The organism is Sphingopyxis sp. (genome assembly GCF_035565275.1).
GTDB lineage: Bacteria > Pseudomonadota > Alphaproteobacteria > Sphingomonadales > Sphingomonadaceae > Sphingopyxis.
The window spans coordinates 1-2,291 of record NZ_DATMST010000223.1 but is presented as its reverse complement, the minus strand read 5'-3'; the positions used below and the strand labels follow the sequence as shown (position 1 = coordinate 2,291).

Here is a 2,291-nt window from a genome sequence, read left to right as displayed (position 1 = left end):
GCGGCGGCGAGCGACGTGCCGCCGCGAATCTTGGCGGCGAGCGCGTTCGCCGCGGCCTGGTCGGGAACGATCACCTGCGCGAAGCGGCGCGTTTCGCTGGCGGCGAACTTGGCGGCATTGTCCTTGTACACCTTGGCGATTTCGGCATCGGTCACCGCGGGAACCGGGACGGCGCTGCGGTCGAACTGCGCATACTGGATGATGCGGCGTTCGGGCACCGTGAACTTCGCGGCATTTTGCGTCAGATATTTGCGCAGCGCGGCGTCGCCCGGATCGGCGGTCGGCGCAAAGGGGCTCGACGGAATGAAGGTCGCCTGTCCGCGGCGCTGTTCGAGCAGCAGTGCGGCATAGGGCTGCGCGATGCCGGGGGCGATGCGCGGCATCATGCCGATCGGCGCGGCGAGCTGTTCGAGCAGGATCTGCTGGCGCAGGTCCTGACGCAGCTGGGCTTCGGTCATGCCGTTTTCGCGCAGGAAGGTTTCGAAGCGCTTCTGGTCGAAGCTGCCCGACACGCCGGCAAAGGCGGGAATGTCGGCGATCCGGCCGTCGATCAGCCGCTTGCTGACGCTGAGGCCGATTTTGCCCGCGAACTGGTCGAAGGCGCGGCCGTCGATCATCTGGTTCAGCACCTGATCAAGCCCGCCCGATTCGACGAAAGCCGCCATCGTCATGCCGGGCTGGTCCTGCCGTGCCTGATTATAGGCGAGGCGGACGCGGTCACGCAGTTCGCCGACGCCGATCTCCTCGCTGCCGACCTTGGCGACATTGGCCCCGCCGAGCCCGCCGAAGCCGGAATTGCCCGTCACGTCGCCCAGCGCGAACGCGAGACCGACCAAGGCGACGAAGGCGAGCGCGAGGAACTTGCCGATCGTCGAGGAAAACATGCGGCGGATGGCGGTGATCATGAAGCGTGCGTTCTTTCGGCAGGGCGCAGACATGCGCGTTTGCGCGTTGCTTTAGGCGGGAGGCGGCGACGCTTCAAGGCGGGAAAGGGGCTTTTCATGTCCCGTGCGACGCGGCTTGCCTATCTCCCCCGCGCGCCGCTAGGGCACGGGCATCATTCTGTGACGGGAGAGACAAGGCGATGGCGCGGCGCAAATATGTAGTCGGCAACTGGAAAATGAACGGCGTGTCGGCATCGATCGCCGAGGCGCAGGCAATCTTTGCCGCGGCTGACGGCCATCCGGCGGTCGAGGTCGCGATCTGCCCGCCGTTCACGCTGATCGGTGCGATGGTCGCCGCCGCGCGCGGCGCCCCGGTCGGCGGACAGGATTGCCACAGCGCCGCGTCGGGTGCGTTCACCGGATCGATCGCGGCGCCGATGCTTGCCGATATCGGCGCCAGTCTGGTAATCGTCGGGCATAGCGAACGGCGCGAGGGTTTCGGCGAAAGCGACGCCGATGTCCGCGCCAAGGCCGAGGCTGCGCTCGCAGCAGGGCTGTCGGTGATCCTGTGCGTCGGCGAGCCGCGCGAGGTCCGCGAATCGGGCGGTGCGATCGAATTTGTGCTGACGCAGGTCGCGGGCTCGGTGCCCGCAAATGTCGATCCGGCGCGTTTTGCCATCGCCTATGAACCGATCTGGGCGATCGGCACCGGGCTGGTGCCCACGATCGACGATGTGGCCGCGATGCATGGCGCGATCCGCCGCGCCCTGTCGAGCTACGGAGCCGAGACCGCGCAGGCCGTCCGCATCCTTTACGGCGGCTCGGTCAACGGCGAGAACGCGGCCGAACTGCTGGGTGTCGGTGATGTCGACGGAGCGCTGGTCGGAGGTGCGAGCCTGACCGCGGCGAAGTTCGTGCCGATTGTGGAGGCTGCCGCCGGGCTATAACGTCGCCTCCGCGCAGGCAGGTATGGGTTGAAGCCAAGCCGCTTCGTCTCTATGTGCGCCGCGGGCGCGGTCCGTGTGAGGCCGCGCAAGTTCGGGAAAACATGATGTCCAGTCTCTTCACCTTCCTGCTCGTCGTCCAGGCGCTCGTCGCCGCGGTGATGATCGGCGTCATTCTGATGCAGAAGTCGGAAGGTGGCGGCCTGGGTGTCGGCGGCAGCCCTGCGGGCCTGCTTTCGGCGCGCGGCGCGGCGGATTTCATGACCCGGGCGACGACGATCCTCGCCACGGCGTTCGTCGGGCTGTCGATCGTCCTCGCGGCGATGGCTTCGGTCGGCCGCAGCGGTTCGACGATCGACACCTCGCTGTCGAAGACGGCCCAGCCGCAGACGGGCGGGGCAACATCGTCGCTGACCGGTCCGGCGCAGCCTGCGGCCCCTGCCGGCGCCGCTCCGGGACAAGC

Annotated in this window: 3 protein-coding genes; 2 read left to right on the top strand and 1 reads right to left on the bottom strand. The window is 67.8% G+C overall.

The genetic code is table 11. From position 1 onward, the window contains the following. On the bottom strand, positions 1 to 905 hold a 905-nt coding region (locus VN047_RS15570; RefSeq protein ID WP_325544231.1), incomplete at its 3' end, for a peptidylprolyl isomerase. 179 nt (positions 906 to 1,084) lie between these two features. Between VN047_RS15570 and tpiA the strand changes: the two genes are divergently transcribed. Continuing rightward, positions 1,085 to 1,831 carry a triose-phosphate isomerase gene (tpiA, locus tag VN047_RS15565; protein WP_325544229.1) on the top strand — a complete coding sequence of 249 codons (747 nt, stop codon included), beginning with the start codon at positions 1,085 to 1,087 and terminating at the stop codon, positions 1,829 to 1,831. 101 nt (positions 1,832 to 1,932) lie between these two features. Then, positions 1,933 to 2,291: preprotein translocase subunit SecG (gene secG / locus VN047_RS15560; protein WP_325544227.1), on the top strand; the 359-nt coding region annotated here is incomplete at its 3' end.

Excerpts from the sequence above, each read along its gene's own strand:
- tpiA (WP_325544229.1), top strand. The coding sequence starts at position 1,085 with ATGGCGCGGCGCAAATATGTAGTCGGCAACTGGAAAATGAACGGCGTG.